The following is a 13480-nucleotide window of genomic DNA, read 5'->3' as shown; positions in this document are numbered from 1 at the left end:
GTACCTCCTTACTCCAGCGTCTGGCCATCGTCTGTAATCCGAATCATTCCCCCGTATAGGCACGCATTCGAGCATTGATCCAGCAAGGCTGGTTCTCCCTCCACAAGCACATCACTTTTGCCGCCGATCCAGGGTCCGGTGATGACCGGAACACAGTTCGCTTTTTTCACCCCGTAGATATCCACCATATCACTGCTTTTGACCGCTGGATTAGCTGGACAGGAGCAACGACCGAAATTGCTGATATGGGTTCCTGGCAAGTAATCTCCAACGTTCATTTGCGCTTTATCTTTTACATATACTCCGTGACTGAACGGACGTTTGAGACGTGTAGGTTGTGTACCAAAGTTGCAGCTTAAGATCGCTCCAGCAACAACATATCCTTGTTTACTTCCCCGTCCAGCTTGAATAGGTTCCTTATCGGAATGAGACTTATTTGCCATTCTTCTATTCCCCCTTTCATCCCTTTCTTAGTTCGTCTTTACTTCACTGCCCAAAACATTTGTCATTCCGCCCAGCGATACGGTGCTGCCTTTGCTAGTCATTTGAATTTCATTCCCTGCCGTGATTTTCACTTTACTGCCGGAATGAATGGAGATATTCCCACCTGCTGAAAAATGAATCTGCTTGTCGCTTACAATGTGAATGCCATCTTTCTCATTTAACTGAATATAGACGGCCCCCTCCTTACTGGTAATTACAATTTCATCGGGAGTTAATTTGATTTCCTTACCGTGGGCCGTACGAAATAATTTGATGTCGGGATTAGCAAGCGCATGTTGCTCTACACTCTGATTCTTTTGGCGCAAAGATGTACTTCCCATGCCTTCTTCCTCCCGATGGGCAGGGAAATAGAGTAGCACGGTATCTCCCAACTCAGGCATCACGTACCATCCGCTATGTCCTTCCGCAGTATAAGGAGAAACATACGTGAACCAGTGGGCCTTCGCAGGGTCTTGAACGGCGTCTATATTCAAATGTAATTTGATACGATCTCGCTCTACCTGAATGACTTTACCTGGTAAAGACAGACCGATAAGCTGTTCGTTAAACACTTCCTTGTGCCTCAACCCCTTGTGAGAGGTTAAGGTATACACGTGCTGCATCACACCCTTTTGCATGTGAGTGTCTACCTTGTACACGTACAAGTTTTTACCTTTAAAAGTAACGGTGCTGCCCAACTCCAAAACTTGCTCCGCCTCAACCAGGTAATCAATAAAATCATGCTCGTTTACATGTGCTGTATCATTGCCGTTAAAATAACGATAATCTGCAACTCGTTTGCTGACGGTATAATGATAATTTGTTAAATCAAGTCCTGACTGGGTCTCCTCAACACCAAAATAACACTTTGGCACATCAAACACCGAGGCAGGCGTAAGTGAAGTATGGTAACGCGAAGCGATCCGCTTTAGGAACTCCCAATCGGTTTCACGATATTGGACCGCTAAACGACCTAAAACTCCTCCCCCTGTAGCCGAATCTATGATGTCAAAACCGGGATAATCCGCACCTACAGCCCGCAGCAATTCCTCTACCTTCATATTTTTATCTTGAAAGGACCTGTCTTTCTTGCGAATATCCAGTTTATACGTGTGTGATATCGCCTCGACCTCCAGGTAATACACATCTCTGACCACTTTGACTTCCATATGGAGTACCGTTCCGTTAAATAGCGGTGTTGGTGTTCCTGCCTCATCCAATTGTGATACACAAACCGGCGAATCAGCTTCGATCAATTGAACATAACTGTCCTGTAATTCTTCAGGTAAAATAGCTGTAAAAGAGAGCCGGGTATGCTCATTCAACCGCTTGGTCATACGCAATTCCTGAATACTCACCAATTCAAATGGTGTAATTTGCAGCCGATCATATGTAATATTAGTTAATATCATAAAGGTTTACTTTCCTTTCGCTCGGGTTCGATTTTCAACGATAGCAGCATACTGCGGGCAACGGGCTTCCAAGTCACCATTTCTTCTTCCGTACAGTTAAACGCGCACATTAGCGCCCGTCCTTCCAATACTGTAAAAAAGGATAGATTATACATGCGGCTATTCCATACAGGCGTCATGAATTCGCAGTATCCTATTTGATTTTCTTCTATCTCCAACACTTCATGACCAAACCATTCGGTTAACTTCTGGGTTTGTTTTACCACCAGAGCCATCTCATCCGTAAAGTCCTCCAACTCTTCTATTTGTAACGGGCTTTCGGTATGCTTGAAGGTTAAGTTAATCGTGCCTGCCTCATTCGTGAAAATAAAATCTGGGCGATGGTGAGAAGGATATTTTAATAGCTGCTCATCAATTGGCATATCCCGAAAGCTCTTCGGCATTGTTATACTGATGCGTTCATCCACTAAATACCGCTGAGCAAAAACCAGATTTTCCCCTCCAAGCTGCATGAATGTTTGTAATGTTTGCCCAAATGGCTCCTTATCGTGTGCATGACTTAAAGCTTCATCCTCAGTTAAGGATGGATTATTTTCGGCATTTTCTGATGTTACCGTATGTAGCAAAGAAATAATTTTCTTATCCAGATGTTCCACAAATATCTCCTCCCATTTTGCTACTGCATATCGACTTCCTGAAAGGAGATACCACTCGTTCCCCTCCGCAATAGACTTTCTGCTAATGCCAGATTTACTAATGTACAGGTTTCACGCAAACCTTGAATTTGCAATAAAGGCTTTCCCTCGGTGCGCTCTCGATCTACTACCAACTTCATCAATGTTCCTCCGGGATGAAATGTACTTAGCTCACCTACACAATTCACTAAAGGGGGCTGAATCATCCAGTACAACTTTTGCTGAGAACGCTCCATATCCCGAAACAAAGCCATACGACTAAACAGGCTCGGCGTATAGACCTGTAACAACTCATGCACAGAATCAGATACCATCATCCTGGAACCCATCAGAATATCAGGATAAACCGTATAATCGTGACCTTTCACCTTAAAATGTGCGGCATAAGAAGGGGGCCATTCCGTCCAATCATTTATATTTACCATCTCTGCATTGGCTTCTTCGTCCCATACGGGAACAGCAGAATACAACATCCGATCATCATGTTGACAAAGAAAATACTCCACTATGCCACGTCCCTTCCATTGCGTCTGTCCCACATGGTTTCATCCAAATGAAGTTAGATCCCGGGTAACCGGATGTATGCCTAAACTAAATCGGGTTCCATCCAGCACCGCCCCTTTGAAACAGGCCCCCTCTATAGCTGCCCCAATGAAGTCGGCCCCCTGCAATATAGCCCCGGTGAAATCTGCATCCTGTAAGTAAGCACCCTGAAATTGGGCTCTTGTAAGATCTGCTCCTGCAAAACTTACGGGTTGAAAACCAGGTCTTTCCCATCGTTCAGACTGGTATATTCCAGGTACAGCTACTGCATCTCGAAAAGAGGCTTCTCTTAAGTTGGCTTTTTCAAAACGTGCTTCTTGTATCAAACAACCGCTAAAATCAGCCTCTTGTAAATATGCTTTATACCAACAGGAACCAATCAAATTTCCTCCCGTAAAAACACTATTGTTAAAGGAACTTTCACTCAAATCAGCATATTGTAGACGTATTCCCTCATAATTTCCTTGAGACCCATCGATCCTGCGGAAAACTTCATGTATGTAATCGTAGGGCTTTTTTTCCTCTAGCCAGTCTTTAATCACACTAGAATCTTTGACACGCACATCTCGTTTATAGATGACTTCACTTTTGTCTAAATACTCTCCGATTCTCAGTTCAAACACATCTTCCAACTGTATCTCATGGGCAAACTGAATTTCATCCAACCATTGCTCCGTGATACTAAAACGCGCCAAAGCAATGATATATTGATGGACATGTACTGCCACGTGCAGTTTCATCCTCTGAATATCATCTAATCCGATTCTTCCACCGTATTTCTTAGCGTGCTTACTTAATTCCGTCTCCCACTCGTCCAAATAGCGAAATGCCCAATCCGCATTATAGGTATCTCGACAAGTATGGAGATCCATAAACCATGTTTTGTCCATCGCCTCTATTAAATAGGTCGCCCTTCCATTTGCTAATTCGGTACGAAGCATAGAATAAGATATATATCCCAAGGCGTGTTTATTACCTTCTTGCTGCATCAACTTGACTTTCTCAAATGTCTGCTCCAGTGAATTGCGAAATGCCTTAGCCAAAGCACGCTTATGATTTTGGAAATAGACTTCCAATGCGAATAACATTCGATGCTTTAGGGGTTCATAGATCTCATTTGTAAAATGTCGAAAAACCTTTTCACGATTCACGCTCTATCTCCTTTCTAGTCGTCACATTTACATAGGCTGCACGTATCAAGTAGTTGGTTATCTTAAACCGAAGTCTAATTTTAATGATATGTGAAATCATAATTTTCAAGGGTATATTTAACAGTAAATCATCCTTATGTATGTATCGGACAAATTAGTGATTTTGTTTACAGAAAGAACCATAGTTTGTTCAATGAAAAAAGGTAGGTTCGCAATTGAACCCACCCATTCTAAGAAATTATTTTCTTTTACCGAACGACACAGTCCCACATAAGATCACGAAGCCCATTATCCCTTCCTGAACAACTTCTTTTAACATTGAACCTGATATAGTTTTGGCATTCCAAACACATTCAGCAGTACTCCATTGCTCAATAAATTAGTGTATTTCAACTTTTTTCTTTTGTCATTTTAAAGCCTTCTCCTTAAGTTGTTATTTCACCATTTTTTATTCGGACACCAAACAACAACTTCACTAATTTATATTATGTCTCTTCTTGCTTACGTCTTGCAGGATAGGTTGATAAAACCACCTCCTATTTACATATTTTGTCTTGAATCTTAACAAACGCTTATAGCTGAATTTTTTTTCTCGTTTGCGTCATAATACTTAAATGCTTTAATACTAAAAAGGGGGCATTAAATCGTGAGCATATCAACTAAAGAAGGAGTAAAAAACTCACATAAACAAACTCAAGAAGAAAACATTCAAGTAGTGATTAATGGAAAATCATTATCATGTACAGTCAATTCTGAAGGTTACGTTAAGTTTGAAGATGACATCATTTTAGGAAAAAAAGAAAAGCTAACCGCGCAATTTGCAAATGATAATTTTATGAGACCCCAAGGCTTAGCGTTACCGTTTGGGAGATGGACTAACGGTGTAATTCCTTTTTTCATCGATCCCATGCTACCCAACATCAACAGGGTTATAGCTGCCATCAATGAATGGCATGAAAAAACTAGGATTACACTCATTCCCAGAACTTCCGAGAACAACTTCGTTACATTTAAACCGTCTAATGATGTATGTGAGGCATCGATTGGTATGCAAGGTGGAGAGCAATTCATTTGGCTAGCTAGTGGTTGTGATATTGGAGCCGTTATTCATGAGATTGGTCATACAGTGGGATTATGGCATGAGCAAAGCCGAGAGGACAGGGACCAATACATTCGAATAATCTGGGAAAACATTGAGCCAGGTAAAGAGCATAATTTTGATCAACATATTCAAGATGGAGATGATGTTGGTCCTTATGATTATAATTCAATTATGCATTACGGTGCGTATGCCTTTTCAAAAAATAATCAACCTACAATTATTCCATTACAATCTAATGATCAAATTGGTCAACGCTTCGGTTTAAGTCAAGGAGACGTTAGTACTGTATCAATCATGTATGGAAATTGAAAAAGGAGATGATATTAATTATGAATAGAGAATATGGTTCAAATTATGTACTCCTTGAAAACAATAGAATCAAACAATCTGATTCTCCAAGAAATGTCCCTCCTGGGACAATAGCCAGTTCGTCCCCGGCCAATCCAACTGCTTCTTTAGCAATAGATAATATATTAGAGACTGGTTGGAATATTATCAATCCAATAGAGACATTATATTTGAATTCACTTCAGAAATTCAAATAAGTGCATTACAGCTTTTTGTCACTACAGTTTTTAATGTACCAACAAGTATAACGATAACAATTTATGGAATAAAGCTAGATGGAACCTCCAGTATTATTTCAAGTTCAATGTTTCGTCAAGTACTTCCAGGTCCACCTACACCGTTAGTCCCAATACAAGTTGCACCCGGAAACTATAAAGCGATTCAAATCATGTGCAGCTGGTGCACCTATTCTATAATTAATTAACATTCTGCATTATCTGGGCCCTTCCCCCTGCAAGATCATATAAAGAGGACTTCCCCCTTAGAAAAGGTGTATAAAAGAGGGAAGTCCTCTTTATAATCTCCATCATTATGTCAAAATTACTTATGAAACCATAAAGATTGAATGCAAAAAAAGAAAGATTCAATGTGCGTTTATAATCGGTGTCGGGGCATAAATGTGCTCATGTTCTACTCCACAGCAACTGATGAACAAAAAGAAGCAGCAAACTGAAATCGGAAACTGCGTCTTTGTCGCCTATCATCAAGATTACACCGCTAACACTTCCGAAGCGTTTGTCAGTACTTGATCCAGTTTTTCTTAACAATCATTCTGAGGCTTCAATTTGAATTTCATCAAAAAAATCCTATAAATTTCATATTTTCTACATTATAAAATTCAGATATAAAGACATAATAAACAAAGCTAAAACAACATATCACAGGGAGGATAATAATTATGAAAACCAACATTGATGATTTAATTAAGATTAAGCAAGAACATGAAAAGGAACTCTTAAGAAAAGCCAATGTAACAGGTATAGATGTTGGATATAAGTATAAAAACGGACAACGAACAGATGAAATTGTTATTAGGGCCTTTGTAGAGAAGAAAGAAAACGTTTCAAAGGAAAATACCATCCCAGAAAAAATTGGGGAAGTAAAAACAGATGTTATAGAAAGAAAAAAAATAGTATTGCAAGTTCTTAAGGTACCTGCAAACTCCCCTATTCTTCATATGGAAACGCGTCGATTCGACCCTCTTATTGGAGGAATTGAAATCGGTCCTTCAAGAGAAATCAATGGATTTGTTTATTCAGGAACACTTGGTGCAATTGTTAGAAAAGGTAATGGGGATATTTACGCTCTCAGCAATTTCCATGTTATGGGAGTCGATGGTTTATGGAAGAAAGGGGATCAACTGCTTCAACCCTCAAAAGCACATGGCGGTGCATCTCCTGCAGATCTTATTGGTGAACTTGATGATGCATCACTTAGTGAGAAGATTAATCACCAAAACAAACATGTCGACGCTGCTATTTCCACGGTTAAAAATCGATTAGCTTCGGCAGAGATTCTTAACATCGGTAAAGTTAAGGGAACTGCTGCTGCAACATTAAATAGTAAAGTACGTAAACAAGGTCGTACCACCGATTTAACATACGGATTTGTCGACGGAATTGAGGGCACAGTTATGATTGACTATGGTGATGGGTTAGATTTAGTTACTTTAAGGAACCAAATAAGAATTATACCTGACCTCGACAAAAATACATCTTTTTCCAAATCAGGAGACTCTGGGTCGGTAATTGTTGATGAGCAAAATCGTATTGTTGGATTATTGTTCGGGGGTACCACGGATAATTCTGAAACGTATGCTAATGTATTTTCTGATGTAGAAGATGTATTAAATATCTCAGTCCTTACAGAATCTCCGGTAAATATATAAAATTAATGTGAACTCAAAACCATAATTAACAGTTGAAGAATGCCAGTTGAGTGTGAATCGAGATTAAATGGCGAAAAGTATCCCTCTCTTGTTGGTATACTACCGATGAAAACTTGGTTTCGTTTGAACCTATGATTCCTAGAGGTTCCTAAACAACGGTACGGCCGTTCTTTCCGTTTGCAGACTGTAGTGCAGACACTTCCATCACGGCACATAGTGCAAGAATGATCAGGATGCCCTTCCAGCGGAGAGAGAGCGTCTTTTAGGTCAGGCTGGTCGTCAAGCCAAAGACACGACAGAACTGGTGCTGGACATCACGACTTTGCTATTCAAAAAGTCATATCTAAATTCACAATCTTCGGAGCTAACCATATTGACTTGCTCGCTGGCCATAACAAGAAGATTGACCTGCTTATGGCCAGCAGCATCTAGAATTTCTTGAGAACCCAAGGCGTCATCGATCTGGCTTGACGTATCACACCTAATTCAGCAATGTTTGCCGGTGGGCTATCTGCATTGCTGATCGGTTCATGTTCACGGATACGTAATTATAAAAAGTCAAGGCAGTCCGAAAATCAGTTTTCCCTTGCCCCGGACCATTTCGATCTTAAAAGCTATTAACGACTACTGAATCCGCCCAGCGAAACTCTAGGGAGAAGAACAAAGCACTACTTGAATACCCCCTAAGTCTGGGATTGGAAGAAACCTTGAAAACAATGCGCAATAGGGAAGATGAAATCCTAAACTACCATCGCTGTCACTAGACCAATAACACCATTCTTTAACCGGCAGGATAAGCTTAACCGCAAAATTAACCATATGCCTCGGGTAGGCATTCTCGAACTGATCTAACTATGGTAAGGATCTGGCATATTTTTTCAAACGAGTCGCGGAATTCTTTTGCTGCACATCAGTATAGTACCTTAAAGTTTCTCCTTGTTTTTAATAATATCTAAAAACTGATTATATGTATAATAAGACATATCAAAATCCCCCCCTCTCTCATCTTGCACAAATTTTTTATTTAAACCGCCTTTGTTCGGTCTTGCAGTAATAATTAACGATTTAATTTTATATTGATCATAGTTATTTTCAATATTGAAAAGACTATCCAATACATCCTTAAGATGTTCTTTTAAGATTTTGTGTCTTTTCAAGGTGTTCGCATAAACTTTATTTTCTATCTTATCAAATTTAAGATCCTTTTCACTAACGGCAGGATTATAAAATTTCAATTCAATATTATAAATAATCATAAATCTAGTGTCTAAAGCTAGTACATCTATATCATTAAAAACAACTATCTTATGATTTTTTGTTTCAAATTTTTTAATATCGACCAAAATAACATTATTCTTTGGATCTTGTGGTAATAAATATCCTTCTTTTGATAACAAATCTCCTACCTTATAGCTGAAAAAGTTAGATAAATTATTTTGTCGTTCCGAGAATAACTTATCAAGATTCACATCCAGTGCTTGTAACTTACCTTTATGAACAGGTTGAATGAAAATGTAATCTTTAAAATTATTAGTCACACTGGTTAATTCCAACATATTCATTGTTTCCAAAAATAAACTTTGACCAAATATTAATATATCATTCGTCCTATAAATCGCTTTAAATTCTATATTTCTTATTGAGATATCTTGAATTCCTTTTAAACTATTAATAGTAAAATAATCTATTATCTCATTACCGGATAAAAGTCCATAGCTTTTTAATATATGATCCATTTCACTTTGATGAATATGAATTATTTGCGAATACTGAAATTGCTTATGTCTAGCAATTATATTTTGTAGAATTGATAATTCATTAAAATTAAACCCAAGTGTCTCTTTAAAGATGTAATTCAAACTTTTTAGATTACCTCCAAGATTAAGCCTTTTAGCAGTCAAGAATTTTCTTAGTGGTTCACTGATATCATAATCTTCCTCTGGTTTTGTATAATCCGGCATTTTTCCATACTCAGCAAAGAAAATCTCCTCTTCCTCACTATAATTTGTTTCGAGCATCATACTTTTTATATCCTTATTAAAAAAATGATCACTTTTATTCTGGCAGAAAATTTTGTAGATTAAAAGAGCTTGTAGCATATCGATAAATTTCTCAATATTACACATAATATCATTGTTTTTAAATCTTTTTGTACTATTCATTTCTACCAAAAAAAGTTGCATCGTTAAAGTGACCAAGTAGACTTCACTAAATAATTCTTTATCAGTAGCATCAAATAATGAATAAAGATTCCTACAATACGTGGAATATCCCATTAAATCAGCAAGTCCAAAAAAGCATAATTCTTCATTTATGTATTCCACCAACTTACTTTCAATGTAAACTAAATCATTAGATGTACTCTGACAAAAATCCAATAGTCTATCTATTATTCGCTCATGATAATACATATTTCTCTTTTTTTCCATAAATAAGGGAACTACTTTATTTGTAATTTTATTTATTTTCTGCTCGTATGACTCACTAATAATTTTATTTTTCATATTTATATAACACTCCATTTCAACTCTGAAATAGAAAGAAACAAACAAACATCTGGGTGTGTTTTTCCAGCATCATGTTCTCTCACTTCGATGAAGGACATAACTTCATATTAAGGGGAAACTCCAGCTCAATTATTGTATTTCTTTGAACTTATTTATTACCACTTAGCCATTTATTAATCCACAAAATATATACAAGGATCATTTTGCTAAACCAAAGAAGCCAAAAATCCTTGTACATTTCGTAGACTAACTCTGGAAAAAATAAGGGGCTACCAATTAAGTTTCAGCAAAATATTAAACCATAAATGATAATTGTACTTCACCAATTAACATTTTTTTGATTTCTATAGCTATAGTCTCAGCCATCAACGGCGGAACAGCATTACCTATCTGTGTAAATACACTTGTACGTGGCCCCTCAAAATAAAAGTTATCAGGAAACGACTGAAGTCTCGCTGCCTCTCTGACAGATATTGATCTGGACTGGTTAATATCCGGATGTATATAATAATGCCCGTCCTTGGCTATATGAGCCACTACTGTATGTGAATAGGGTAGATCTCTTGCAACAACCTTGAATCGATCCAGAAAAGCCTTAAGATTATTATGCGTTCTTAATCTTTCTGGGAGATCTGTGTACTTCAAACGCTTTTTTTCTCGATTCCAAAGGTCTATTGCAATATTGTATATTTCAAGATCCCTCTCATTATGCATTCTGGTTAAGTGCTGTGTTAATATATCCTCTTCATTTCTAATATTAGTATCCCTAAGGTATGGTGTTGGTTCTTTAACATATTCATTCAATTGTTCACCTGGTGCAAGTGGATGCAGGTCCGAAAAAATATCTTCGACTAATGCAAGCTGTTCGATTTGGGTAAAACGCGGATATTCGTATCCCAACTCCCTGTTCCATCCTATTAATATAACTCTCTTTCTCTTTTGTAACACTCCGTAATGAGAAGCATCCAAGGTTTTATGTTTGATTTCATATCCGATTTCTCTCATTAAATCTTGAATATCCTTATAATAAGATCCTCCACCAGCATTTAAAATTCCAGGTACATTTTCAAACACAAAAATATCAGGCTGATATTTGACCAGAAATTTCACATACTGTTTATAGAGATAGTTCCTCGGATCATTCTCCTTCTTCTGTGGATCTCTGGCTCGTCCGACAAGCGAATAGGCCTGACAGGGCGGACCGCCAATCAAAACATCAATTTTTTGAGTCTGACCAGTATTCTCTAGTAACAACTCGTCAATCTTATTGAAAATATCCGGAATTGTGTCATCATTAATCTCTTGGTTTATTATACTTTCCAATAACCTCACCGGGATTGCCTGATATAAATCTTCCTTAGTTATATTTCCTCTCAAATATTCCTTATATACATCAAGGCGGCCTTCACCGTTTAAATAATGATAGGCAGTTCTTGTTTTAATTGTCTCGGATGCGTATGAATCCATTTCAACGTGAGCTATTGGATTAAATCCCTGTCTCACAAATCCTTCTGAAAGCCCACCAGCACCGGCAAATAAGTCAATAAAGTTCATTTTCAAATCTCCCAATTCGTTATGTAGAAATTATACCAGGTTAAATTACGGAATCATATAAGTATTTCAAATTCCGAGCATAATCTCCACGTCCATGTCCCTGAACTGGTTCCAACATTCTTCTTTTTTACACCATTCGGTTATATTCTCTCCACCGGGAGGGTCAACAATGTGTCGATATGCTGCATCCGTCACTCTGTCAATCACATCTTCCAAACCCGCGGGAATTGCCTGTTTGCGCCAGATCAATTCCAAATCAATCTGCTGTTGCGTCTTATAGGATAGCCAGGCTATAGTATAGGTCACAATATTAGCTCGGTATTTATAATGGACTCTTTTCGATACACCATTAAATAGAATTGCCTTTGATATCAAATCCTTAAAATAATCCTGTTCTAGCCTGGATACGTCCATGGCAGATATTTTTTTTTGTGAATTCGAGGAAGTTTTTTTGCGATCCTCTACTTACAATATGAGGAATTTGATCCCATGAATTAATGTACTTGGCCAAATCAGTTTTTGTAAATAATTGAGATTTGGGGTAAGTTTGTTCAAACTGTATTCGAGCGTTACGTGTTTTGTCTCTCCCTTTCAAATCAAGGTATTGACCACGGGCACGTTCATAGAACCATCTGGTTTGCCTTTGCTTTCCTTCAGTAGCGGGAGCCCATATAGTTCGGGAAAACTGTTCAATCTTTCTATGATATGGATCATTTGCGAAAAAATCATCCGTTTGAATTTTATTTTGACTATTGGCATAAGCCGAAATTCTGGGGACAATCTCGTCCAATTTTTTCGAATCCTTTATTACTGTTAATTTCATTTGTACATTTATACGTGAAACATCATTTTTCTTTTTAAGTGTGTGATATATGGAGGCTGTCGTCTGCCCACCATTCACTATCTGAAAATCATGAATTTTCTTTAGAACAAGGCTCTCGTCTTCTCGTTCCTCAAATTCCACTCTGTCAGACGTTGCAGAGATCCCATTATTGTATGCCACAAACATTTCCGGCTCATTTATGATGGTGTCTCTTATGCCCCTATTAGTCCCTCTCATCTGAAGAAACGAACGTACATTTCGTTCGATTAAACGTTCTCCAAATTCCTCATATACATCGGCAAGTAATTGACCCGGAATAAACAACAAATATGCCTCGTATATCTCATTGGACAAAGGCATCTTCAAACATGGCAGCCCGGCCCCAAGCTTGCTTAATATATCGAACTCAACTGGTTCCCTGCCTTTGCCTGAACTTAAAAGTCGATAAAGACGCTCCATATCCCAGATTTGAAGTTCCACAGAAGCGATTCCTGTTTTAGTTTCATCCAGTTTAACATTTCTGGCCATACCGTCAGTCAATAAAACTATTTTCAACTGATGAATTTGTTCATGATGATCGTATATAAACTTGGTTAATTCAAAGACTTCACTTTGTTTGGTCAACGCTTTATAAAGCCCACCAATACTTTTTTTGTAGAAAGAAACGGCCCTTCTGAGTGCAGGTTCCCAATCATTTTTCCTCAGTACAAGAGGAGGTGCAATCCTTGTATGCAGAGAGATTACCAAGGTTAGGGCATAAAGATCATTGTCCTCAACAATGGAAAAACCATTAACCTGGATACCGGTTCTTCTGAAATTAAGCACTTCAAATTCCCCAATTTCTCCGGATTCCCTGATAAAATCAAGAACAACTTCCGTGAAGACCTCCTGCTGTTCCCTATCGTGTTCTTTTGCCAGCCCATCTACATAATTTTTAAAGTCTTCTGAATAATCCCTGAAATCCTTCTCCAAAT

At 38.1% G+C, this 13480-nt stretch carries 12 protein-coding genes; 3 read left to right on the top strand and 9 right to left on the bottom strand.

Annotation, left to right across the window (positions count from 1 at the left end):
- Nucleotides 1-8 precede the first annotated feature (8 nt).
- Genes ACWA2B_RS08510 through ACWA2B_RS08490 form a run of 5 tightly spaced genes read right to left on the bottom strand, consistent with a single transcriptional unit; the run spans nucleotide 9 to nucleotide 4284 of the window.
- On the bottom strand, nucleotides 9-443 hold the full coding sequence (locus tag ACWA2B_RS08510; RefSeq protein ID WP_449291921.1) for a DUF4280 domain-containing protein: 435 nt from the start codon (nucleotides 441-443) through the stop codon (nucleotides 9-11).
- 27 nt (nucleotides 444-470) lie between these two features.
- The gene (locus tag ACWA2B_RS08505) at nucleotides 471-1895 is read right to left on the bottom strand and encodes a phage baseplate assembly protein V (protein ID WP_449291920.1); all 1425 of its coding nucleotides are present in this window, start codon (nucleotides 1893-1895) and stop codon (nucleotides 471-473) included.
- Complete coding sequence (locus ACWA2B_RS08500) at nucleotides 1892-2551, bottom strand: hypothetical protein (RefSeq protein WP_449291919.1); 660 nt, start codon at nucleotides 2549-2551, stop codon at nucleotides 1892-1894. Before ACWA2B_RS08500 ends, ACWA2B_RS08505 begins: the two co-directional genes overlap by 4 nt.
- 20 nt (nucleotides 2552-2571) lie before the next feature.
- The gene (locus ACWA2B_RS08495) at nucleotides 2572-3129 is read right to left on the bottom strand and encodes a hypothetical protein (protein ID WP_449291918.1); all 558 of its coding nucleotides are present in this window, start codon (nucleotides 3127-3129) and stop codon (nucleotides 2572-2574) included.
- Between the two features lie 6 nt (nucleotides 3130-3135).
- On the bottom strand, nucleotides 3136-4284 hold the full coding sequence (locus ACWA2B_RS08490; RefSeq protein WP_449291917.1) for a pentapeptide repeat-containing protein: 1149 nt from the start codon (nucleotides 4282-4284) through the stop codon (nucleotides 3136-3138).
- A 646-nt stretch (nucleotides 4285-4930) separates the two neighbouring features.
- On the opposite strand from ACWA2B_RS08490, the gene ACWA2B_RS08485 reads away from it, so the two are divergent.
- The 3 genes from ACWA2B_RS08485 to ACWA2B_RS08475 all read left to right on the top strand — a co-directional run bounded on the left by ACWA2B_RS08485 (nucleotide 4931) and on the right by ACWA2B_RS08475 (nucleotide 7622).
- Complete coding sequence (locus tag ACWA2B_RS08485) at nucleotides 4931-5695, top strand: M12 family metallopeptidase (RefSeq protein ID WP_449291916.1); 765 nt, start codon at nucleotides 4931-4933, stop codon at nucleotides 5693-5695.
- A gap of 20 nt (nucleotides 5696-5715) precedes the next feature.
- On the top strand, nucleotides 5716-5931 hold the full coding sequence (locus ACWA2B_RS08480) for a hypothetical protein (RefSeq protein WP_449291915.1): 216 nt from the start codon (nucleotides 5716-5718) through the stop codon (nucleotides 5929-5931).
- Between the two features lie 701 nt (nucleotides 5932-6632).
- Nucleotides 6633-7622, top strand: coding sequence for a hypothetical protein (locus ACWA2B_RS08475; protein ID WP_449291914.1), 990 nt, complete (start codon nucleotides 6633-6635; stop codon nucleotides 7620-7622).
- Nucleotides 7623-8545: 923 nt separating this feature from the next.
- Here the strand turns inward: ACWA2B_RS08475 and ACWA2B_RS08470 are convergent.
- The 4 genes from ACWA2B_RS08470 to ACWA2B_RS08455 all read right to left on the bottom strand — a co-directional run bounded on the left by ACWA2B_RS08470 (nucleotide 8546) and on the right by ACWA2B_RS08455 (nucleotide 13478).
- Nucleotides 8546-10126: a hypothetical protein gene (locus ACWA2B_RS08470; protein ID WP_449291913.1), complete on the bottom strand. Its 1581-nt coding sequence runs from the start codon at nucleotides 10124-10126 to the stop codon at nucleotides 8546-8548.
- Between the two features lie 297 nt (nucleotides 10127-10423).
- Nucleotides 10424-11683 (bottom strand): DNA cytosine methyltransferase, encoded by a 1260-nt coding sequence (locus tag ACWA2B_RS08465; protein ID WP_449291912.1) that lies wholly within the window; start codon nucleotides 11681-11683, stop codon nucleotides 10424-10426.
- Between the two features lie 66 nt (nucleotides 11684-11749).
- Nucleotides 11750-12097 carry an AIPR family protein gene (locus tag ACWA2B_RS08460; protein WP_449291911.1) on the bottom strand — a complete coding sequence of 116 codons (348 nt, stop codon included), beginning with the start codon at nucleotides 12095-12097 and terminating at the stop codon, nucleotides 11750-11752.
- Nucleotides 12063-13478, bottom strand: coding sequence for an AIPR family protein (locus ACWA2B_RS08455; RefSeq protein ID WP_449291910.1), 1416 nt, complete (start codon nucleotides 13476-13478; stop codon nucleotides 12063-12065). Before ACWA2B_RS08455 ends, ACWA2B_RS08460 begins: the two co-directional genes overlap by 35 nt.
- Nucleotides 13479-13480 lie beyond the last annotated feature (2 nt).

This window comes from Paenibacillus sp. CMM36, assembly GCF_053570945.1.
This window is presented reverse-complemented; position numbering and strand designations above follow the sequence as displayed.